We start from the raw sequence: 19337 nt of genomic DNA, 5'->3' as shown, positions 1-19337 counted from the left end.
TTAGAAGTTATTTGTCTTCATTGACTTCGCGGTCGTTCAAAGGTTGTACGGGACGGTTGTTTTCGCCGCCGATAATGTCGCGCATGGCTTTGAACTGCGTCGCATCTGCTTGAACCGGAGTTTTTAAGACAACCCAAGTCACGTTTTCGCTGCAAGGCGGCGTTGTCAGCGAGCCTTTCAGCTGGAAGGACTTGCTATCTTTAGGCAGCAGGGCTTGGATATTCAAGTTTTTCAAATCTACGGATTCGCCCGCTTTCAGTTTTTTGGCAGTGAGTGCGGACAAGGCAGGGTTGTTTTTGCCCGGTTTAAATACAGAGCCGATGACCGCCAAAGTACCGTCTTCGGCTTGATGGACGAAATGCGCTTCCATCGGGAAATGTTTGCCTTTGAAAGTATGTTCGCTCGGCGTATGGAAGTGGAATTGCTTGAAGGTATAGGTTTTACCGTTAATCACGATGGTTTGGGCCTTGCTTTGCGGCGTAGCTTGAAGGGTATGGCCGTTATTTTCTACTTTGTAGTCGGCGACGTTGTAACGGTATGCCGGTTGTTTGCCTTTTACTGCTTTTGTTGTGGAGAAGTCCACTGGAGATTGCTGTTTGCCTGTTTTGCAGACAGCAAAGTCTTCACTCAAATCGCCCCAGTGTGCAGCATCGTTTTCACCTGTGTAAGACCAATGTGCATGATGGGTTTCAGCGGATACCGTTGCAGCGGAGACAGCCATGAGCAAAGATAAAAAGAGGTGTTTGTTCAACATAAAGGCTCCTATTTATTCACATTAGGTAAAAGGAAAAATTCATACCAAATAAATTGTTGATATAAAAAAACTTCTTCATAAGAAGAAAGTTAATGATAGTGGCAATTTGGGAATGTTGGGTTGATATATGGCAAACATTTATCAAGCAATCATTTTTGATTAAATGATTGCAATAAGAGGGTTGATTGTCTTTGTTGTCACTTTGAATAGGAGAGGCCGTCTGAAATTTCTTTCAGACGGCCTGTTTTATTTGATTATGTTGTAAAAAGTCTAAACTCTAATGAATAAAAGTATTTCTCAAGATGAAAGTAGTTGTTTGTAGCGTTGGAAAACATTAATATTGCTAAACGTGTTTTCACGAGATTTTAACTTTGTTTTGGAGAGAATAATGAAAAAATCAATTATCGCTTTGGTTATTGCCGGTTTGCCGCTGGCTGCATCTGCAGAAGTGATTCTGTATGGTCAAATCAAAAGCAGCGTGACCGTCGGTCAGGTCAAAATCAAAGGTGATGCAGGTTCTGAAACCAGCTCTACCGCAACCAGCATCAATGACAATACCTCCCGTATCGGTTTCAAAGGCAGCGAAAACTTGGGCGGCGATTTGAAAGCCATTTGGCAAGTTGAACAAAAAACAGCCATTACCGGCGATTCCCAAGGCTTTGCCACTCGTGATTCCTTCATCGGCCTGCAAGGTAACTTCGGTAAGATTCGCGCCGGTAAGCTCAGCAATATGCTGAATGAAATGGATACCATCGATCCATGGATGTACAAAACCAATGCCGCAGGCTTGGGCATCTTTACCCGTACCGGCAACCGTAACGCCGCTGTACGCTACGACAGCCCGGATTTCGGCGGATTCAAATTCAACGTGTCTTACGCACCGCGCGACAACCGCAATCCTTCAGACAAATACACGCACACCAAACCGGCCAAAGACCAATACACCGGCGGCGTGAGCTTCTCTAAAAACGGCTTTACCGCCAATGCAGCTTACGGCCACTACAACGGCGCGTACACCGACAAGTCAGGCAAAGTCAAAGCGGCGCAAATCGCCAAAGTTGAAACTTATTACGATAAAGACAATCTCTTTGTCGGCGGCGGCGTACACTATGCCAAAGGCCATGAGACAGGCAACGAATATTTAGGCTATTTCACCGATGGTTTTAATGAGTACAAGGGTAGTGACATCACTACTGATTCAGGCAAAGCGGAAGCCGTGAAAGTGGTTGATGCAGCGGTAACTGTCGGCTACAAATTGGGCAATGTTACACCACGCATTACTTACGCGCATGGCTGGCCTGCCAAGGGCGTAAACAGCGGCGAAAAATTGGTGGATAAATTCGACCAAGTCGTTGTCGGCGGCCAATACACCTTCAGCAAACGCACCGGCGTAGTCGCCCAACTGGCGTATCTGAAAGTCGGCAACAAAACCCGCCTGACTGCTGCCAACAAAGGCGGTATTGAACAAAAAGCCGCTTCTGTGGGCCTGTATCACAAATTCTAGGCCGTCTAGAAAGACAAGGCCGTCTGAAAAATTTCAGACGGCCTTTTTGTTGATTAAACAGGTTTATTTGTCGTGGTTGGTCAGTGTTGTGCCGTGACGGCCGCCGCGTTCTTTCAAACGTTGTACCAAGCCTTCGACCGTTGTCGGCATACCGTCGATACAGAATGCCTGATACAGCGCAGTGTGCAGGGCGTCGTTGCGGCTGAACGCATTGCCGATCAGCTTCCAATCGCCTTTGCGCGGTTCAATCCAGCGGCGGTTTACTGTGTCGCCGTAAGCGAATACTTTGTAAGACGAACGCTTGTCGTTGCTGTAAGTAAAGGACGTGCGGGCGCAATAGAGGCCTTCGACGGAGAGGTTGTCGTAGCCTTTGTCGGAGCGCACGTTCAAGACGTAGCGGATGCTGTTGTCAGGCGCAGGCATGATTTGCAGGCTGCTGAGCAGGATTTTGGGCTGCTTGCCGTAAGTTTCGTTGACATAGAGGTCGAACCAATCCCCCGATTGGGTATCAGGCAGGGGCGGCAACTCGGCTTTGTGTTCTTTAAATTCGCGTGCGGCAACTTCTTCAGGGCTTTCCTGATAACGCGTGTTGGTCAGCGTATCCTTTTGGCTGAAACCCAAAGCAAATGCTTGAGTCGCGGCAAGGCTGAGAGCGAGAAGGGCAAAACGGCGCATAGACAGCTCCAAAGTGAAAAACGGCTTTATTTTATGGGCTTGCAGGGTGGGGTGCAAGTAAGTGCGGTATAATTGACGTTAATTCTGATTAATATGACGAGTTTTCATACTAAGGACATAGCGGTAAAAATACAGGAAGGTTAATCGATCGCAAAGCAGCTTTGAAACAACGATTTAATCAAGAACAAGATAAATGCTAAGGGGAAAATATGAAATTAGACAATGTACTAAGTGAGTTAATAGAGCTATATTCAAGAACAACCCCATTTCCTTCAAATAAATTAGAATTTTCATTTGAAGAGCTGGATATTTCATCCTCATCTTTTCAAGGGGAGCTTTTATATTATTATCAGCATGTCCAAATGAAGGGAGATTGCTATTTTGGAAATAGTAATTTCAATTTAATATTGCTGCCTTTACATTCTGAATTTACAACAGTCGAACATTGGGCTTTGCAAGATTATGAAGAATTTATAGATGGGAAATATCAAATTTTTGCTTGTACAGATAGTGATGCCATTATTTTTTGCGATGTAACTCATTTAATGTCTCCTGTATATGCAGGAAGACCAGGAGACCCGAATTTTTATCAGTTGAGTAATAGTCTGACAGAATTTTTTATGTTTTACATTGCTTTCACAAAGATGCAACAAACAAGAGAATTTGAAACATCTACTGAGTATTTTGCAGAAACATCCATATTGATTGAAAAATATATTTCTAAAAATTCACAAAATACCGCAAAAAAATTTCTTTTACATTAAAAATGCTGAATTCCCTAAAATAGTTAAAAGTTAAATTTATCATTGCGTTAGTTATAGCTGAATAGTTGTGCCGCTGTTGGTAACGCGGCAATAAAACCTAACCCCAATACACCTATGGAGCCTTATGAATACACAAACTCTGGATGTCATCGGTTTGAAATGCCCGCTACCGATTTTGCGTGCCAAAAAAGCTTTGGCGCAAATGCAGGAGGGCGAAGTGCTGACCGTATTGGCCACCGATGGCGGCGCGCCCGGTGATTTTGAAGCGTTTTGCCGTCAGACCGGACATGTTTTGTTGGAATCGAGCGAGGCCGACGGCGTGTTCAAGCTGGTGTTGAAACACAAATAAAGGCCGTCTGAAATGTCTAAAGCCGTCGCGTTGTCTGCCGCCGTATTGGCTGTTTGCCTGAGTGCATGCGGCAATGAAAGTGTTTTGCCGCAGAGCGCTGCCGATTATGCTCAAAATGTAACCGACTTATTCCGCCAAAGCTGCGTGGCCGCAGACGGCGATGCCGCCCTTGTCGGCGAGTTTGCCAATGCCAACAAACTGGTTTTATTGTCGAAAAAAGAGATTGCCGATTTGCCTGCCGGAATGATGGATTTGGAGGCATTAAGCATTTGGAAGAAAACGGTAAACGGCGCAGATTATTATTTGAGCCTGACTGAAGACAGTTGCAGCGTGCGTACGGCCAAAGCCGATGACCATCTGATTTTCAAACAATTTTTGGCTTTAGCAGAAAATCCGCCACAAGGTTTGAACGCTGAGTTGCGTGCCGATAATTTGTCGGAAGCCCCGTTGCCTATGCGCCAGATTTCCTACGCATGGCGCGCGTCCGGCAGTCCGAAAGAAACCTTGCTGACCGTTAAAACAACGTCGTCCGAGCATTTTCCGGTACAGGCTGTTTTTTATTTGACCCATCATTCTTACGACAATAAGGCCGCCGTTTTACCTTAGATCGGTTGACGATTGAAACATCAAATTAATAGAAACCGTTACCGCCGAATAAAGGCCGTCTGAAACATTATCAAACCAAACCACTCGAAAGTAAGCTATGCAAACCCTGACCATCATCCGCCCCGACGATATGCACTTACACCTGCGCGACGGCGACGCGCTCAAAGCTGTTGCCCCGTACACCGCCCGACAAATGGGCCGCGCGGTTATCATGCCCAACCTCAAACCGCCCGTTGTCAGCGTTGCCGATGCCCTAGCCTACAAAGCGCGCATTATGGTCGCCCTGCCTGAAGGCAGCACCTTCCAGCCGTTGATGACACTTTATTTGACCGACAACGCCACCCCCGAACTCGTGCGCGAAGCCAAGGCTGCCGGTATTGTGGCTTTCAAACTCTATCCGGCAGGCGCGACCACCAATTCCGATTCCGGTGTAACCGACTTGTTCAAACTCATCCCCGTGTTGGAAGAAATGGCGAAGCAGGGCATTTTGTTCTTGGTTCACGGCGAAGTAACCGACCCTGAAATCGATATTTTCGACCGCGAGGCTGCCTTTATCGAGCGCGTGATGAAGCCCATTTTGGCGCAAGTGCCGAATCTTAAAGTCGTGTTCGAACACATCACCACTGCCGAGGCCGCCCGACTGGTATTGGAAGCAGGCGATAATGTGGCCGCGTCCGTGACGCCGCAACACTTGCTGCTCAACCGCAACGACCTTTTGGTCGGCGGCGTGCGCCCCCATCATTTCTGCCTGCCCGTACTCAAACGCGAAACCCACCGTCAGGCATTGGTTGCCGCCGTTACCGGCGATAAGGCGCACAAATTCTTCCTCGGCACGGATTCTGCGCCACATGCTAAAACTGCCAAAGAAAATGCTTGCGGTTGCGCCGGTATGTTTAGCGCGATGACTGCCATCGAGCTTTACGCCGAAGTGTTTGAGAAAGCAGGTGCGTTGGACAAACTGGAAGCCTTTGCTTCTAAAAACGGCCCGCGTTTCTACGGCCTGCCTGAAAATTCCGATACCATCACCTTGGTCAAACAAACGCAAACCGTACCTGCCAGCGTGCCTTACGGCGATGGCGAGCTTGTACCGATGAGGGCCGGCGGTGAGATTGAATGGACGGTGCAATATTAAATTTGCCGTCAATAAGGCATAAAAAGAAACAACCTGCTTGAAAGGGCAGGTTGTTTCTTTTTATGGTCGTTCAGACGGCCTATTATGGGGAGGAAAGACAGACGAGGCCGTCTGAAAACCGGATTATATTGTGTGTTTATTCGGTCAACATGAGTTTCAGCGCTTCCCAAGCCTGCGGCAGTTGGGTAAAGCCGTCCGAAGCCATCAAATGGCCGCCTTCGGGAATATGGGTAACAGGGCTTTTGAGCTTGGCCGCCATATCCAAAGTCAGTTCGGGCGGAACATGGGTGTCGTTGTCGGAAACCAGGCAGTGCTTGGGCATGTCGATTTTTCGCAGAATGTCGAAATCGGGGGACGCTGCTTTAATGTAGGCATCGAGCGCAGGTAAGGGCGGCAGCGTATTGGCAAAACCGGCGGCAAGCAGCAGGCCGCCGATTTTTTGCGGCTGTTGGCGGCTGAGGAAGTGAAGGAGGGTAATGCAGCCGAGGCTGTGACCGACTAGGAAGGTATGGGCATCGGGCTTGCCGATGTGCTGGTCAAGGGTAAACTGCCACGCGGTCGTGCTTGGTTTGTCGGGATTAGGCATGGCGAGGGAGATTGCTTGTGCGCCGGTGCTTTTGATTTGGGCGCAAAGCCAGTCAAACCAGTTGCCGTGCGGATTGCCTTCAAAGCCATGTACGATATAAACGCGTCGGTTCATGTTTCTCCTCCTTCAGACGGCCTGAGACTTTTGTCTAAATCTCTGCCTGCAAGTGTTTATTATACCATGTTTGTTTATGTTTTATTGTTTGTCGCTTTGTCAGGATTTTTGATTAAGCTTTTGTTGTTAAATGATATTTGCAAGAATAATAAAGCAAACAACACGGCAGGGGCGGATGGCTTTGCCGTGTTGTTCGGGTTTGAAATATATAGGGGCCGTCTGAAAAAACGGTTTAGAAATAGCCTTGTTTTTTGCGCTCTTCCATTGCCGCTTCCGATACGCGGTCGTCCATGCGTGTGGCGCTGCGTTCGGAAATGGTCGCGGCGGCGGTTTCCGCAATGATGTCTTCCGGTGTGGCGGCGGTGCTGGCAACCGGGCAGGTGCAGGAAATATCGCCGACGGTACGGAAGCGGACATCGCGGATTTGGGCAACTTCGCCTTCGCGTTTGGGGGTCAACGGGGTAACGGGAACAAGCAGGCCATTGCGTTCGACAACTTCGCGCTTGTGGGTGTAATAAATCGGTGGCAGGGCGAGTTTTTCGCGTGCGATGTATTGCCAGATGTCCAATTCCGTCCAGTTGGAAATCGGGAACACGCGCATGTTTTCGCCTTGGAACAGGCGCGTATTGTAGAGCGACCATAATTCAGGACGTTGGTTTTTAGGATCCCATTGGCCGAACTCGTCGCGGAAAGAGAAGATGCGTTCTTTGGCGCGCGCTTTTTCTTCATCGCGGCGCGCGCCGCCCATCAGTGCATCAAAGCCTTGTTCTTCAATGGTTTCAACCAGTGTAACGGCTTGGGCGGCGTTGCGCGAATCGGTTTCGCGGCGCAAGACGACGCTGCCTTTGCGGATGGACTCTTCTACGCTGCCGACCACAAGTTGTACGCCGGTGCGTGCGACCGTGTCGTCGCGGAACTGGATGACTTCGGGGTAGTTGTGGCCGGTATCGACGTGCAGGAGTTTGAACGGCAGTTTCAGCGGGCGGCCTTCGATTTGGAAGGCTTTGACGGCAAGCGCCAGCAAGACGACGGAGTCTTTACCGCCGGAAAACAGCAGGGCCGGGTTTTGGGCGTTGGCGATCACTTCGCGGATGATGTAGATGGATTCGGCTTCGAGCCAGTCGAGGTGGTGGTTTTGGATGGACATTTTTTCTCTCTTTGCAATCTTGGCGATAGCCGATACTTTAGTGAGGCCGTCTGAAAAAGGGAAAGAATGGTTTGTTTGTTGCAAAGATGTTTTTGTTATATTGCCCGAGTGTGTTTTCAGATGGCCTTTGCGCTTTAACTTATTTTTAACCCGATTTCTCTGACGAAGTGCCTGTCTTCGCGTACACTTTGGTTTTTTAGAAATGAGAATGGTTTATGTATCACGGCGAGAGATTTAATGCGTACAGCCATTTGGCCGGTTTCTTATTGGCAGTGGCGGCGTTGGTGCTGATGCTGGTGAAAGCGGTGGAATCGGCGGACGGCTATCGGATTGCCGGTGCACTGACTTACGGAATCTGCCTGCTGCTTCTGTATTTGGGTTCAACCTTATACCACAGTATTCCGCAGCCGAAGGCCAAGGCGATTTTGCAAAAGGTCGATCATTGCATGATTTATCTTTTGATTGCAGGCAGTTATACGCCGTTTACGCTGATTACCCTGCAGGGCGGCTGGGGCTGGTCGCTTTTCGGCGTGTCGTGGGGGCTGGCTTTGCTGGGCATTGTTCAGGAGCTGACGATCGGGCGCAAAAGCGAGAAGCGGCTGCTGTCGATGGTGATTTATGTGTTGATGGGCTGGCTGATTGTGGTGGCGGTATGGCCGCTGATAAAATCGCTTTCGGTGGGCGGATTATTTTGGCTGGTGTTGGGCGGCGTGTTGTATAGCGCGGGGATTTATTGGTTTATCAACGATACGAAAATCCGCCACGGCCACGGTATTTGGCACTTGTTTGTCTTAGCAGGCAGTTTGACGCAATTTATCAGCATTTATTTTTATGTGTTGTAGTTTCAGACGGCCTGAAATAAAAAAAACCTCTCAGTTTGACTGAGAGGTTTTTGTTTGTCGTTAATCAGGGTTTTTGTCGTGGAATTCGTGGAATTCATAGTTGTAGGTTAACTCTTTGCCTGCTTTGGTTTGCGCCAGATAATCGTCGTAAACCGCACGGATTTCCTTACGGAGCAGGAAGAGGGCGATTAAGTTCGGCAAGACCATAAAGCCGTTGAACATATCGGACATGCTCCAAACCAAATCCACTTTGCCCAATGTGCCCAATACGATGGCCACCAAAACCAGTGTGCGGTAGATGCCCAAGTGTTTGCCGCGGAACAGGAAGCGGATATTGGATTCGCCGAAGTAATACCAGCCGATGATGGTGGTGAAGGCGAAGAAGGTCAGACAGATGGCGAGCAGTTGCGAACCAAAACCCGGGAAGGCTTTGTTAAACGCCAGTTGGGTAACCGCAGCGCCGGTTTCGCCGGAAAGGTTGGCATCGGTCAGCAGGATAATCAGCGCGGTTGCCGTGCAGACCATCAGCGTATCGATAAAGATACCGATAAACGCCGCCATACCTTGTTGCACAGGGTGTTTGACGTTGGCGGTCGCATGAGCGTGCGGGGTAGAACCCATACCGGCTTCATTGGAAAACAGGCCGCGTGCCACGCCGAAACGGACGGCCTCGCGCATACCGATACCGGCCGCACCGCCCAATACCGCTTCAGGATTAAAGGCGGCAACAAAAATATGGCTGAACATCGGAATGATGTGGTCGGAGAATTTGAACAAGATAATCACGGCACATAAGATGTAAATTACCGCCATAAACGGCACGACAAATTGCGCGATACCGGCAATGCGGTTGATGCCGCCGATGATAATCAGGCCGGCGAGTACGGCCACAGCAATACCGACTGCCATCGGCGGAATATTAAAAGCCAAATTCATGGCCGAGGCGATGGAGTTGGATTGGGTCGCGTTGCCGATAAAACCCAGCGCGATAATCAAGGCGATGGAGAAAAAGCCGGACAGGAAACGCGCCGCGCCCCGGCCGATTTTCGGGGTCAGGCCGTGCGTGATGTAAAACGCAGGGCCGCCGATGTATTTGCCGTGGCTGACCACGCGGTATTTTTGCGCCAAAACGGCTTCTGCAAAAATGGTAGACATGCCCAAAATGGCAGACAACCACATCCAAAAAATGGCACCCGGGCCGCCGGCGGTAATCGCAGTGGCTACACCGGCAACGTTACCGGTACCGATTTGCGCGGAAATCGCCACGGCAAGCGCTTGGAATTGAGACAGGGATTTGCCTTCGTGGTCTTTGTCTTTTTTACTGAACAAGCCGCCGAAAACGGATTTGAAACCTGTTCCTAATTTGGTAATTTGCGGTGCGCCCAAGTACAGGGTAAAAAACAGGCCGATGCCGATTAAGGCATAAATCAGCAAGTAGTCCCAAAGAACCAGATTGACTGCACCCACCAGAGCAGACAATATTTCTTCCATAATATAACCTTTAAGAAAAACAAATAAAAAGAAAATGATACGGGCAACTACTCCCGTTCATTTTCGCGGTTGGCAACAAGGGCGAGCAGGCCGTTTTGCCGTTTAATACCGGTTAAGTTGTTAACAATCCTGACCGATTTTGTCATCATACCGTAAACCTTCGTGAATTAAAACGAAAAACTGACAAAGGTTTGCCGCAAATATGCATCTTTAAAAAAGATTCTTTGTTTTTCAGACGGCCTGTTTTTGCAAATATTCGGGCCGTCTGAATATTTTGGGTAAAGACAACTTATGATAAAATGCACGCCTTACAAATAAAGCACATCCCGCCTCAGCGCGTGAAAAAACGAAAGGAATCAATATGGCAGGTCATAGTAAGTGGGCAAATATCCAACACAAAAAAGCCCGACAAGATGCCAAACGTGGCAAAATCTTCACCCGTCTGATTAAAGAAATTACCGTTGCTGCCCGCATGGGCGGCGGCGATCCCGGCGCAAACCCGCGCCTGCGCCTGGCTTTGGAAAAAGCCGCTGAAAACAATATGCCTAAAGATAACGTGCAACGTGCCATCGATAAAGGTACGGGCAATCTGGAAGGCGTTGAATACATCGAGTTGCGTTACGAAGGCTACGGCATCGGCGGCGCGGCTTTGATGGTGGACTGTCTGACCGACAACAAAACCCGTACCGTTGCCGACGTGCGCCATGCGTTCACTAAAAACGGCGGTAACTTGGGTACCGACGGTTGCGTAGCGTTCAACTTCGTTCATCAAGGCTATTTGGTGTTTGAACCGGGCGTTGACGAAGATGCGCTGATGGAAGCGGCTTTGGAAGCCGGTGCGGAAGACGTCATCACCAACGACGACGGTTCCATCGAAGTGATTACCGCGCCGAACGACTGGGCAGGCGTGAAAGCGGCATTGGAAGCCGCAGGTTACAAATCCGTTGACGGCGACGTTACCATGCGCGCTCAAAACGAAACCGAGTTGAGCGGTGAAGATGCGGTTAAAATGCAAAAACTGATTGATGCATTGGAAGATTTGGACGACGTACAAGACGTTTACACTTCTGCCGTGTTGAATCTGGACTAATGGTTTAAAGAATAAAAGGCCGTCTGAAATTTCAGACGGCCTTTTTATATTGAAACCAATCAGATTTTTCTGGTTTTCCAACAAGCCCAAAGCAGCAGCAATACCACGAAGCTGAAATATAAAATACTCCACACCGGCAGGGCGACGCCGAATAGATAGTCCGGCTCGGCGCAGTTGCCAAAGCCGCGGACGATGGGTTCAAACCAATCGAATAAAGGCCAGTCGCGCAGGCGGAAGGTCCAAGGTGCGCCGCAGGAAGGGGCAGTGCCGGGCGGCAGGCTTTGCAACCAAATTTGATAGGCGGCGACACCGGCGCCGTAAACGGCCGGGGCGGCAATCAACAATGCCGAGAGCGAACGGGCAAATTTGGAAGATTGAGAACTGAACGCCGTAATAATGGCCAACAGCCCGACACCCAATACGCACAAGCGTTGCAGGATGCACAATACGCACGGGTTCATGCCCAAAACGTATTGGGAAATAAAGGAGCCGCAGGCGGCAAATATGGAGAGGACGACTAAAAATAAAACAGTCTTGCGGAAAAAGTTCATAAGATAAAACCTTTCAGACGGCCTGGACGCAAAACAGCCGATAAATAATGTTTACTTTAACACAAAACGCATATGCTTTTTTTAGTTTGACGGTTTTTTGCGTATGTTTGTTGATGTTGCGTAACCATATACATAGAAACAAAATGTGTCGTACAGAAAAGGCCGTCTGAAATGTTCAGACGGCCTTTAGGGGAGAGACGTTTTATTTTTTCCCGTGAGATTTTTTGACATCTGCTTCAGTAATCGTACCGCCGCCATTATTAAAGGCGTTCATGATGTAAGTGGCAACGGCGGCGACATCGGCATCATTGATGGCGGTAGAAGGCATGAAGCCGTTGTAAGGTTTGCTGTTCACTTTAATCGGGCCGTTGATGCCCTTGGTCATGCTTTGCAACAGGACTTGCGGTTTTTTGTTGATATAGTCGGACTGGAACAGTGGCGGGAACATGGCGCCACGGCCTTCGCCCTTTTTGCCGTGGCAGGCGGCGCAGTTGGTTTCGTAAATCTTTTGTCCTTTGCTCATCAGCGTGGCATCAGCGGCAAAAGCGGTTGGGAGGCTGAGTGCGGTCAGAAGGAGCAGGATAGGGCGGAGTGCAGTCATGATGTGTTCCTTTTTGAGTAGTGTTTTTGATGGCTACACGCTTGGTTTGCGTTTGAATAACTTGATGATAACGCTAAAGGCCGTCTGAAAGTGGATTTTTCAGACGGCCTTTGGTTTAGGTCAAATCCAGCCTTGCAGATTGGCCCGGCTTAATTGGGCAAGTGCGGCAATCCAGTCGGCGGAATCGTTGAGGCAGGGGATGTAACGGTATTCTTTGCCGCCGGCGGCGTGGAATTGTTCGCGTCCCATAATGGCGATTTCTTCCATGGTTTCGAGGCAGTCGGCCATGAAACCGGGGCAGAAGACGTCGAGTTTGGTCGTGCCTTGTTTCGGCAGCTGATCAAACAGGGCTTGCGTGCTGGGCTTGACCCATTGGGATTTGCCAAACTGGCTTTGGAAAGAAACGATGTATTCTTGTTCGGACAAGCCCAATGCCTGCGCCAACAGTTTGGCGGTATGGTGGCACTCGTCAGGATAGGGGTCGCCGTCGTCGTGATGCTTTTGCGGAATGCCGTGGAAACTCAACATCAGTTTTTCGCCGCGTCCGTTTTGGGCCCAATAGGCTTCGATATGCTGCTTCATGGCTTGAATATAGGCGGCATCGTCGTAATAACGGGAAACGGTGCGGATACTCATTTGGTTGCGTTGCAGCAATAATTCTTGAAACACTTTGTCCAAGGCCGCGCCGGTAGAAGAGCCGGCATATTGCGGATAAAGCGGGATGACCAGCAATTTGCCCACGCCTTGGGCTTTGAGTTCCGCCAAAACGTCGGTAACGCTCGGGTTGCCGTAAGTCATGGCATGACGGACGATGACATCGGGTAAATGTTTGGTCAGGGCTTCTGCTTGGCGGTGTGTGTAAACCTCAAGCGGCGAACCTTCTTTAAACCAAACTTTTTCATAGGCATGCGCGCTTTTTTTCGGACGAAAAGTCAATACCAAGCCGCGCAATATCGGTTGCCATAAGAGCTTGGGCAGTTCGACAACGCGTTGATCAGACAGAAATTCTTTCAAGTAAGGCTTGACTGCGGCAGCAGTGGGCGCGTCAGGCGTGCCGAGGTTGAGCAGCAGGACGGCGGTACGGTTTTGTGCGGTATAGGCTAGGGCCGGTTCGGTATGGAAACGGGACATGGTTGTGCTTTATTAATGATGAATATTGAGGCCGTCTGAAAAGTAGTTTGAATCAAAACCTGCTTTCAGACGGCCTTTAAAAGGATTAATCCACACCGCGGGCGCGGTTTTCATGGAATTGCGCCTGCCAATCGGCAAATTTGCCTTGTTCGATGGCTTCGCGCATTTCGGCCATGATGACTTGGTAGAAGTGCAGATTGTGGATAGTGTTGAGCTGTGCGCCCAAAATTTCGCCGACTCGGTGCAGGTGGTGCAGGTAGGAACGGCTGAAGTTTTGGCATGCGTAGCAGGTGCAGCTTTCATCAATCGGACGCTTGTCGAGTTTGTGTTTGGCGTTTTTGATTTTCAAATCGCCAAAACGGGTAAACAGCCAGCCGTTACGCGCATTGCGGGTGGGCATGACGCAGTCGAACATATCCACACCGTGTGCCACGCCGTACACCAAGTCTTCAGGCGTACCGACACCCATCAAGTAATGAGGTTTGTGTTCCGGCAGGATAGGGCCGACGGCGCGCAACATGCGGTACATTTCGGGCTTGGGTTCGCCAACGGACAAGCCGCCGATGGCCAAGCCGGGGAAGTCGAGTTCTTCCAAACCTTTCAGCGATTCTTCACGCAAATCTTCATACATCGCGCCTTGTACAATGCCAAACAGCGTATTTGGGTTTTTCAGATCTTCAAAAGCCTTTTTGCTGCGCTCCGCCCAGCGCAGGCTCATTTGCAGCGATTTTTGCGCTTGGCTGTGTGTTGCTTCGCCAGGGGTGCATTCGTCCAACTGCATCACGATGTCGGAATTCAACACAGTTTGGATTTTCATCGACACTTCTGGCGAGAGGAACAGTTTGTCGCCGTTGATCGGGCTTTGGAATGTGCAGCCTTCTTCGGTCAGCTTGCGCATATCGGACAACGAGAATACTTGAAAACCGCCCGAGTCGGTCAAAATCGGCTTGTCCCAGCCAATGAATTCGTGCAGGCCGCCGAATTGTTCGATGACTTCCAAACCTGGACGCAGCCACAGATGGTAAGTGTTGCCTAAGATGATTTGTGCTTTGATGTCATGCAGGTTTTGCGGGTTCATCGCTTTGACCGAACCGTAAGTACCGACCGGCATAAATACCGGCGTTTCGATTTTGCCGTGGTTCAGTTCCAAAGTACCGCGTCGGGCATGACCGTCTTTTTTGTGTAAGGTAAATTTGAGCATAATAATAAGAGATTGGACGTTCGCGTGTGTGCGAAATGAAAGGGCAGATTATAAAGGATTTTTCGTTGGTTGACGGCTGGATTTTATCTTTGTCAAAACAATGCTTCAGACGGCCTGAATAATAGAAGAAATAAAAAATGAGGCATAAATCAAACAAAAATATCCAGGCCGTCTGAAAAGTATTTACGAATGCTTGCAAAAGGGAACACGCTTCGTTACAATAAGCGACTTAGATGAAGGCACATAGCTCAGTTGGTTAGAGCACCACCTTGACATGGTGGGGGTCGTTGGTTCGAGTCCAATTGTGCCTACCAAATTTCCATAACGGCTTTATGCCGTTATTTTTTAATGTTTTGGAGCTTTCTGATGTTGAACATTACCTTGCCGGACGGTTCAGTCCGCCAATATGAATCACCCGTTACCGTGGCGCAAATTGCAGCGTCTATCGGTGCAGGTTTGGCAAAGGCAACGGTAGCGGGCAAGGTTAACGGTAAATTGGTGGATGCTTGCGATCCGATTACCGAAGATGCCCATGTTCAAATCATTACGCCTAAAGACAAAGAAGGCGTGGAAATTATCCGCCACTCCTGCGCGCACTTGGTCGGTCATGCGGTCAAGCAGCTCTACCCTGATGCCAAAATGGTTATCGGCCCGGTGATTGAAGACGGGTTCTATTACGATATCGCAACTGAAAAACCATTTACGCCTGATGATGTAGCCGCCATCGAAGCGCGCATGAAAGAGTTGATTGCACAAGACTACGACGTCGTTAAAGTGATGACGCCCCGTGCAGAAACCATCAAAATTTTCCAAGATCGCGGTGAAGAGTACAAATTGCGTCTGATTGAAGACATGCCTGAAGTGGAAGCAATGGGTATGTATCATCATCAAGAATACGTCGATATGTGCCGCGGTCCTCACGTTCCCAATACCCGTTTCTTGAAAAACTTCAAGCTGACCAAACTGGCAGGCGCATACTGGCGCGGCGACAGCAACAATGAAATGTTGCAACGTATTTACGGTACAGCCTGGGCAAGTAAAGACGAATTAAAAGCCTATATCCAACGCATCGAGGAAGCGGAAAAACGCGACCACCGTAAGCTGGGTAAACAATTGGATTTGTTCCATCTGCAAGATGAAGCGCCAGGCATGGTGTTCTGGCATCCTAAAGGCTGGGCTTTGTGGCAAGTGATTGAGCAACATATGCGCAAAGAGCTGAATGCTGCCGGTTATAAAGAGGTGAAAACGCCTCAGATTATGGATAAAACCTTCTGGGAAAAATCTGGCCACTGGGAAAACTATAAAGACAATATGTTCGTGACCAGTTCCGAAAAACGCGAATACGCGGTTAAACCGATGAACTGTCCGGGTCATGTGCAAATTTTTAATAACGGCTTGCGCTCATATCGCGATTTACCGATGCGTTTGGCTGAGTTCGGTTCTTGCCACCGCAATGAACCAAGCGGTGCGTTGCATGGTCTGATGCGTGTTCGCGGTTTTGTGCAAGATGATGCGCATATCTTCTGTACCGAAGATCAAATCGTTGATGAAGCACGCGCATTCAATGAGTTGCTGGTTCGCATTTACAAACAATTCGGCTTCCATGATGTTGCCGTGAAGTTGTCCCTCCGCCCTGAACAACGTGCAGGTTCTGATGAAGTTTGGGATAAAGCCGAACAAGGCCTGCGTGATGCATTGACCGCTTGCGATGTAGAGTGGGAAGAATTGCCTGGCGAAGGCGCATTCTATGGTCCTAAGATTGAGTACCATGTCAAAGATGCTTTGGGTCGTTCTTGGCAGTGTGGTACCTTGCAGTTGGACTTCGTATTGCCGGAGCGTTTGAATGCAGAATATGTAACCGAAAACAACGACCGTGCGCGTCCTGTAATGTTGCACCGTGCTATTTTGGGTTCGTTGGAGCGCTTCATCGGTATTCTGATTGAAAACCATGCAGGCTCATTCCCATTGTGGCTTGCGCCGGTTCAAATGGTGATTATGAATATCACTGAAAACCAAGCAGATTATTGTCGCGAAGTAGCTGCCAAGTTGCAGGCAGCAGGCTTCCGTGTCGAATTGGATTTGCGTAACGAAAAAATCGGTTACAAAATCCGCGACAACAGCCAATACCGTTTCCCTTATCAAATCGTTGTCGGCGATAAAGAGAAACAAGAAAACAAAGTTGCGGTACGCCGCAAAGCAGAAGACTTGGGTTCTTTGAATGTCGATGATTTCATTGCACAATTGCAGCAAGAAATCACCGACGCCCTCGTCAATCATTAATTTTTATAGGAGTATTCATCATCGCTCAAGAACGCGAAGCACGAATCAATGGTGAAATTACCGCCAAAGAAGTGCGATTAATCAGTGAGTCAGGCGATCAGCTTGGTGTCGTTTCAGTTCGTGAAGCTCTGGCTATGGCCGAAGAGCAGGATGTCGATTTGGTAGAAATTTCCCCGACTGCCAAACCGCCTGTATGCAAACTGATGGATTACGGTAAATACAAATACCAACAAGCCAAGAAGCGCGACGAAGCCAAGAAAAACCAAAAGCAGGTACAAATCAAGGAAATTAAATTCCGTCCGGGTACAGATGAGGGCGACTATCAAATCAAGATGCGCAACATCAACCGCTTCCTTGCCGATGGTGACAAAGTCAAAGTAACATTGCGTTTCCGCGGTCGTGAAATGGCTCACCAACAATTGGGTGCCCAACTGCTTGAGCGCGTAAAAGAAGATTTGGCAGAAGTAGCGCAAATCGAGTCCTTCCCTAAAATGGAAGGTCGTCAAATGGTGATGATGATTGCGCCTAAGAAAAAATAAAGCTATAATCCAAGGCTTATTTCGATTGCCGCTCGAAATAAGGTTTAATTAGCGGCAAAAACCGTGGTATTTTGGGTTTCAAGCGTTTGAAATTTATTTCAAAACCCCCTTATACCTTATCTAATAACGAATGGAGTTTTCCAATGCCTAAAATGAAAACCAAGTCTAGCGCGAAAAAACGCTTTAAAGTACTGGGTAACGGTGGTGTAAAACGCGGTCATGCGTTCAAAAGTCACATCCTGACCAAAAAAACCACTAAAACTAAACGTCAATTGCGCGGCACCGCTATGGTGGATTCACGCGATTTGGCTTCTGTTGCTAAAATGTTGCCCTACGCTTAAGGAGTTTAGAATATGCCACGCGTAAAACGCGGTGTTACCGCTCGTGCTCGTCACCAAAAAGTCTTCGCGTTAGCCAAAGGCTACCGCGGTCGTCGTAAAAACGTTTACCGTGTTGCCAAACAAGCGGTAATGAAAGCCGGTCAATACGCATACCGTGACCGTCGCCAACGCAAACGTCAATTCCGTCAACTGTGGATCGTTCGTATCAACGCAGGTGCTCGTGAAAATGGTCTGTCTTACAGCAAATTCATGAACGGCCTGAAACGCGCTGCTATCGAAATCGACCGCAAAGTATTGGCTGATTTGGCTGTATTCGACAAAGCTGCATTTGCACAATTGGTTGAAAAAGCTAAAGCTGCTTTGGCTGCTTAATTCGATAAGATTATTTAAAAAGGAAGCTTATGCTTCCTTTTTTCTTTTCCAGAAGAAACTCTATGTAGTTGATTTTCTTTCTTTAAACTCTATTTTTTTATACTGATTTGCGATAAAATAGGCCCCTCTTATCAAACGGATTGGCCGCACTAATACAAAAGGCCGTCTGAACAGGTTTGAAATCAAACCCAACAGACGGCTTTGTTGTTTCAGACGGCCTGCCATCAACAAACAGACGATAAACCACCATGGAAAATGTAAACCGTATCGTTGCAGAAGGTATTGCCGCTATTGAAGCCGCGCAAGACTTCAATGCCTTAGAACAAATTAAAGCACGCTATCTTGGTAAAACCGGCGAATTGACCGGTCTTTTGAAAACTTTGGGTCAAATGTCTCCTGAAGAGCGTAAAACCATAGGCGCGCACATCAATGAATGCAAAAATCAGTTTCAGACGGCCTTTAATGCCAAACGCGATGCTCTGAATGAAGCCAAGCTGCAAGCCCAATTGGCTGCAGAAGCCTTGGATATTACTTTGCCGGGCTGTGCACAAGAGCATGGAGGTTTGCATCCAGTTACTTTGACTTTGCAACGTGTGGTTGAGCTGTTTCACGGTATGGGTTTCGAAGTGGCGGACGGCCCTGAAATCGAAGATGATTTCCATAATTTCCAAGCCTTGAATATTCCTGCAAATCACCCCGCGCGTGCGATGCAAGATACCTTCTATGTTGAAAACGGCGACGTTTTGCGTACACACACTTCGCCTATTCAAATCCGCTATATGCTCGACAAAAAAGAGCCGCCTATCCGCATTATTGCTCCCGGCCGCGTTTACCGTGTGGACAGTGATGCCACTCACTCGCCTATGTTCCATCAGGCCGAAGGTTTGTGGGTGGAAGAGGGTGTCACTTTTGCCGATTTGAAAGCAGTGTTCACTGACTTTATCCGTCGCTTCTTCGAACGCGATGACCTGCAAGTGCGTTTCCGTCCGTCTTTCTTCCCGTTTACTGAGCCTTCTGCCGAAATCGACATTATGGGTGAAAACGGTAAATGGTTGGAAGTTGGCGGTTGCGGTATGGTACATCCTAACGTTTTGAAAAATGTGAATATCGACCCTGAAAAATATACCGGTTTCGCTTTCGGTATCGGTCTCGACCGCTTTGCCATGTTGCGTTACAACGTGAATGATTTGCGACTGTTTTTTGATAACGATTTGGGGTTTTTAAAACAGTTCGATTAATTTGAATTTTGATTTTTTTCTGTTGTCTT

21 protein-coding genes and 1 tRNA gene are annotated in these 19337 nt (G+C 48.5%); 13 read left to right on the top strand and 9 right to left on the bottom strand.

The features are described 5' to 3' along the window. Window positions 1–7: 7 nt before the first annotated feature. A complete protein-coding gene (locus RRV97_RS05610) occupies window positions 8–754 on the bottom strand; it encodes a carbonic anhydrase family protein (RefSeq protein WP_315612213.1) in 747 nt (248 codons plus the stop codon). A gap of 388 nt (window positions 755–1142) precedes the next feature. On the opposite strand from RRV97_RS05610, the gene RRV97_RS05605 reads away from it, so the two are divergent. Continuing rightward, window positions 1143–2258, top strand: a complete 1116-nt coding sequence (locus tag RRV97_RS05605; protein WP_315612212.1) for a porin — start codon at window positions 1143–1145, stop codon at window positions 2256–2258. A gap of 63 nt (window positions 2259–2321) precedes the next feature. Here RRV97_RS05605 and RRV97_RS05600 read toward each other — a convergent pair whose 3' ends face one another. Further along, window positions 2322–2933 (bottom strand): CNP1-like family protein, encoded by a 612-nt coding sequence (locus tag RRV97_RS05600; RefSeq protein ID WP_188209281.1) that lies wholly within the window; start codon window positions 2931–2933, stop codon window positions 2322–2324. Between the two features lie 209 nt (window positions 2934–3142). Here RRV97_RS05600 and RRV97_RS05595 point away from each other — a divergent pair, with 209 nt between their 5' ends. The 4 genes from RRV97_RS05595 (at window position 3143) to pyrC (ending at window position 5784) form a co-directional block, all read left to right on the top strand. Further along, window positions 3143–3697, top strand: a complete 555-nt coding sequence (locus RRV97_RS05595) for a hypothetical protein (RefSeq protein ID WP_315093932.1) — start codon at window positions 3143–3145, stop codon at window positions 3695–3697. Between the two features lie 124 nt (window positions 3698–3821). Further along, complete coding sequence (locus tag RRV97_RS05590; RefSeq protein WP_003681929.1) at window positions 3822–4046, top strand: sulfurtransferase TusA family protein; 225 nt, start codon at window positions 3822–3824, stop codon at window positions 4044–4046. A gap of 12 nt (window positions 4047–4058) precedes the next feature. Then, window positions 4059–4652 (top strand): NMCC_0638 family (lipo)protein, encoded by a 594-nt coding sequence (locus tag RRV97_RS05585; protein WP_315612211.1) that lies wholly within the window; start codon window positions 4059–4061, stop codon window positions 4650–4652. A gap of 97 nt (window positions 4653–4749) precedes the next feature. Beyond that, complete coding sequence (pyrC, locus tag RRV97_RS05580; protein WP_315612210.1) at window positions 4750–5784, top strand: dihydroorotase; 1035 nt, start codon at window positions 4750–4752, stop codon at window positions 5782–5784. A 136-nt stretch (window positions 5785–5920) separates the two neighbouring features. On the opposite strand, the gene RRV97_RS05575 is transcribed toward pyrC, so the two are convergent. Both RRV97_RS05575 and cysD read right to left on the bottom strand, forming a co-directional pair. Continuing rightward, window positions 5921–6484, bottom strand: a complete 564-nt coding sequence (locus RRV97_RS05575; protein ID WP_314595579.1) for an RBBP9/YdeN family alpha/beta hydrolase — start codon at window positions 6482–6484, stop codon at window positions 5921–5923. Window positions 6485–6716: 232 nt separating this feature from the next. Continuing rightward, window positions 6717–7631: a sulfate adenylyltransferase subunit CysD gene (gene cysD, locus RRV97_RS05570; protein ID WP_003745946.1), complete on the bottom strand. Its 915-nt coding sequence runs from the start codon at window positions 7629–7631 to the stop codon at window positions 6717–6719. 215 nt (window positions 7632–7846) lie between these two features. On the opposite strand from cysD, the gene trhA reads away from it, so the two are divergent. Next, the gene (gene trhA / locus RRV97_RS05565) at window positions 7847–8473 is read left to right on the top strand and encodes a PAQR family membrane homeostasis protein TrhA (RefSeq protein ID WP_315612209.1); all 627 of its coding nucleotides are present in this window, start codon (window positions 7847–7849) and stop codon (window positions 8471–8473) included. Between the two features lie 60 nt (window positions 8474–8533). Here trhA and RRV97_RS05560 read toward each other — a convergent pair whose 3' ends face one another. Continuing rightward, on the bottom strand, window positions 8534–9964 hold the full coding sequence (locus tag RRV97_RS05560) for an alanine/glycine:cation symporter family protein (protein ID WP_004519462.1): 1431 nt from the start codon (window positions 9962–9964) through the stop codon (window positions 8534–8536). Between the two features lie 361 nt (window positions 9965–10325). Here RRV97_RS05560 and RRV97_RS05555 point away from each other — a divergent pair, with 361 nt between their 5' ends. Continuing rightward, the gene (locus RRV97_RS05555) at window positions 10326–11054 is read left to right on the top strand and encodes a YebC/PmpR family DNA-binding transcriptional regulator (protein WP_003745951.1); all 729 of its coding nucleotides are present in this window, start codon (window positions 10326–10328) and stop codon (window positions 11052–11054) included. A 59-nt stretch (window positions 11055–11113) separates the two neighbouring features. Here RRV97_RS05555 and RRV97_RS05550 read toward each other — a convergent pair whose 3' ends face one another. From RRV97_RS05550 to tgt, 4 genes are all read right to left on the bottom strand, one after another. Further along, window positions 11114–11605: a disulfide bond formation protein B gene (locus RRV97_RS05550; protein ID WP_315612208.1), complete on the bottom strand. Its 492-nt coding sequence runs from the start codon at window positions 11603–11605 to the stop codon at window positions 11114–11116. Window positions 11606–11807: 202 nt separating this feature from the next. Then, entirely contained in the window at window positions 11808–12206 is a 399-nt protein-coding gene (locus RRV97_RS05545; protein WP_315612207.1) for a cytochrome c, read from the bottom strand. Between the two features lie 120 nt (window positions 12207–12326). Then, window positions 12327–13337, bottom strand: coding sequence for a ferrochelatase (gene hemH, locus RRV97_RS05540; protein WP_315612206.1), 1011 nt, complete (start codon window positions 13335–13337; stop codon window positions 12327–12329). Window positions 13338–13422: 85 nt separating this feature from the next. Then, window positions 13423–14538 (bottom strand): tRNA guanosine(34) transglycosylase Tgt, encoded by a 1116-nt coding sequence (gene tgt / locus RRV97_RS05535; RefSeq protein WP_315612205.1) that lies wholly within the window; start codon window positions 14536–14538, stop codon window positions 13423–13425. Window positions 14539–14775: 237 nt separating this feature from the next. Here tgt and RRV97_RS05530 point away from each other — a divergent pair. From RRV97_RS05530 to pheS, 6 genes are all read left to right on the top strand, one after another. Further along, a tRNA-Val gene (locus tag RRV97_RS05530) sits at window positions 14776–14852 on the top strand. A gap of 52 nt (window positions 14853–14904) precedes the next feature. Next, on the top strand, window positions 14905–16818 hold the full coding sequence (gene thrS / locus RRV97_RS05525) for a threonine--tRNA ligase (protein WP_188213662.1): 1914 nt from the start codon (window positions 14905–14907) through the stop codon (window positions 16816–16818). A 17-nt stretch (window positions 16819–16835) separates the two neighbouring features. Beyond that, on the top strand, window positions 16836–17357 hold the full coding sequence (gene infC, locus RRV97_RS05520) for a translation initiation factor IF-3 (protein ID WP_079453755.1): 522 nt from the start codon (window positions 16836–16838) through the stop codon (window positions 17355–17357). Window positions 17358–17500: 143 nt separating this feature from the next. After that, window positions 17501–17698 (top strand): 50S ribosomal protein L35, encoded by a 198-nt coding sequence (rpmI, locus tag RRV97_RS05515; RefSeq protein WP_003675505.1) that lies wholly within the window; start codon window positions 17501–17503, stop codon window positions 17696–17698. A 12-nt stretch (window positions 17699–17710) separates the two neighbouring features. Next, a complete protein-coding gene (rplT, locus tag RRV97_RS05510) occupies window positions 17711–18070 on the top strand; it encodes a 50S ribosomal protein L20 (protein ID WP_003675502.1) in 360 nt (119 codons plus the stop codon). A 248-nt stretch (window positions 18071–18318) separates the two neighbouring features. After that, entirely contained in the window at window positions 18319–19308 is a 990-nt protein-coding gene (gene pheS / locus RRV97_RS05505) for a phenylalanine--tRNA ligase subunit alpha (RefSeq protein ID WP_315612204.1), read from the top strand. The last annotated feature ends 29 nt before the right edge of the window (window positions 19309–19337 follow it).

The organism is Neisseria sp. DTU_2021_1001991_1_SI_NGA_ILE_055, from assembly GCF_032342915.1.
In the GTDB taxonomy this organism is placed as follows: domain Bacteria; phylum Pseudomonadota; class Gammaproteobacteria; order Burkholderiales; family Neisseriaceae; genus Neisseria.
This window is presented reverse-complemented; position numbering and strand designations above follow the sequence as displayed.

Excerpts from the sequence above, each read along its gene's own strand:
- rplT (WP_003675502.1), top strand. The coding sequence starts at position 17,711 with ATGCCACGCGTAAAACGCGGTGTTACCGCTCGTGCTCGTCACCAAAAA.
- hemH (WP_315612206.1), bottom strand. The coding sequence starts at position 13,337 with ATGTCCCGTTTCCATACCGAACCGGCCCTAGCCTATACCGCACAAAAC.
- RRV97_RS05560 (WP_004519462.1), bottom strand. The coding sequence starts at position 9,964 with ATGGAAGAAATATTGTCTGCTCTGGTGGGTGCAGTCAATCTGGTTCTT.
- tgt (WP_315612205.1), bottom strand. The coding sequence starts at position 14,538 with ATGCTCAAATTTACCTTACACAAAAAAGACGGTCATGCCCGACGCGGT.
- thrS (WP_188213662.1), top strand. The coding sequence starts at position 14,905 with ATGTTGAACATTACCTTGCCGGACGGTTCAGTCCGCCAATATGAATCA.
- RRV97_RS05595 (WP_315093932.1), top strand. The coding sequence starts at position 3,143 with ATGAAATTAGACAATGTACTAAGTGAGTTAATAGAGCTATATTCAAGA.
- RRV97_RS05600 (WP_188209281.1), bottom strand. The coding sequence starts at position 2,933 with ATGCGCCGTTTTGCCCTTCTCGCTCTCAGCCTTGCCGCGACTCAAGCA.
- pyrC (WP_315612210.1), top strand. The coding sequence starts at position 4,750 with ATGCAAACCCTGACCATCATCCGCCCCGACGATATGCACTTACACCTG.
- RRV97_RS05545 (WP_315612207.1), bottom strand. The coding sequence starts at position 12,206 with ATGACTGCACTCCGCCCTATCCTGCTCCTTCTGACCGCACTCAGCCTC.
- rpmI (WP_003675505.1), top strand. The coding sequence starts at position 17,501 with ATGCCTAAAATGAAAACCAAGTCTAGCGCGAAAAAACGCTTTAAAGTA.
- RRV97_RS05575 (WP_314595579.1), bottom strand. The coding sequence starts at position 6,484 with ATGAACCGACGCGTTTATATCGTACATGGCTTTGAAGGCAATCCGCAC.
- RRV97_RS05550 (WP_315612208.1), bottom strand. The coding sequence starts at position 11,605 with ATGAACTTTTTCCGCAAGACTGTTTTATTTTTAGTCGTCCTCTCCATA.
- RRV97_RS05610 (WP_315612213.1), bottom strand. The coding sequence starts at position 754 with ATGTTGAACAAACACCTCTTTTTATCTTTGCTCATGGCTGTCTCCGCT.
- RRV97_RS05555 (WP_003745951.1), top strand. The coding sequence starts at position 10,326 with ATGGCAGGTCATAGTAAGTGGGCAAATATCCAACACAAAAAAGCCCGA.
- pheS (WP_315612204.1), top strand. The coding sequence starts at position 18,319 with ATGGAAAATGTAAACCGTATCGTTGCAGAAGGTATTGCCGCTATTGAA.
- trhA (WP_315612209.1), top strand. The coding sequence starts at position 7,847 with ATGTATCACGGCGAGAGATTTAATGCGTACAGCCATTTGGCCGGTTTC.
- cysD (WP_003745946.1), bottom strand. The coding sequence starts at position 7,631 with ATGTCCATCCAAAACCACCACCTCGACTGGCTCGAAGCCGAATCCATC.
- RRV97_RS05605 (WP_315612212.1), top strand. The coding sequence starts at position 1,143 with ATGAAAAAATCAATTATCGCTTTGGTTATTGCCGGTTTGCCGCTGGCT.
- RRV97_RS05590 (WP_003681929.1), top strand. The coding sequence starts at position 3,822 with ATGAATACACAAACTCTGGATGTCATCGGTTTGAAATGCCCGCTACCG.
- RRV97_RS05585 (WP_315612211.1), top strand. The coding sequence starts at position 4,059 with ATGTCTAAAGCCGTCGCGTTGTCTGCCGCCGTATTGGCTGTTTGCCTG.